The organism is Mycobacterium sp. UM_Kg27 (assembly GCF_000972905.1).
In the GTDB taxonomy this organism is placed as follows: Bacteria; Actinomycetota; Actinomycetes; order Mycobacteriales; family Mycobacteriaceae; genus Mycobacterium.
The window spans coordinates 1-847 of sequence record NZ_JRMM01000293.1 but is presented as its reverse complement, the minus strand read 5'-3'; the positions used below and the strand labels follow the sequence as shown (position 1 = coordinate 847).

The window sequence follows — 847 nt, the reverse complement described above, 5'->3', positions numbered from 1 at the left end:
TACCGCCGTTGCCGCCCTTGCCGCCGGCACCACCGTCAACACCGGCCGCGGTACTGGCCGCGCCGTCCTTGCCGTCGCCACCGTTACCGCCGTTACCGGCCACGCCATCCGCGGCGCGCCCGCCACCGACCTCGACACCGCCCTTGCCGGCGTTGCCGCCGACGCCACCATTGCCACCGGACGTTCCGGCCGCGGCGGCACCATCAGAAGCCGCGTCATAGCCGGCACCACCGGCACCACCGTTGCCGCCCTTGCCCGCCGAACCGTCGGCACCGTCGGCGGCCTGGACACCGCCACCGGAGAGGCCACCGGCGCCACCGGCACCGGCGTTACCCCCATTGCCACCATTGACACCGGCACCACCGTCGGGGCTGCCGGCGATACCGGCCGTGCCCACACCACCATTGGCACCGTCGGTGCCCGAACCGCCCTTGCCGCCGACACCACCGGCACCATGGGCCCCGGCCACCGAACCGGTGCCACCGACACCACCGTTGCCACCGACAGCGCCATTGCCACCGGAGGTACCGGCCGCCGCACCCGCGGCCACCGCGTCATACCCGGCGCCACCGGCACCACCGGCGCCACCATCGCCACCGGCGCCCGAAGCGGACCGAGTCACGCCGTCGGCCTGTAGACCACCCAGGCCGCCGTTACCGCCATTACCACCCGCGGTGCCGGCGGTGCCGTTGACGTTGAGGGCGTCGCCGGCAGTACCGGCAACCCCGTCCTTGCCGTCGCCACCGTTGCCGCCGACGCCGGCGGTGCCGTCAGCGGCCCGGCCGCCACCGACCTGCAGGCCACCCAGACCGGCGTTACCACCGACACCACCATTGCCACCCGCGGT

At 74.5% G+C, this 847-nt stretch carries 1 pseudogene; it reads right to left on the bottom strand.

The features are described 5' to 3' along the window. Positions 1–847, bottom strand: a pseudogene (locus tag LI94_RS24115) (hypothetical protein); the annotation flags it as partial.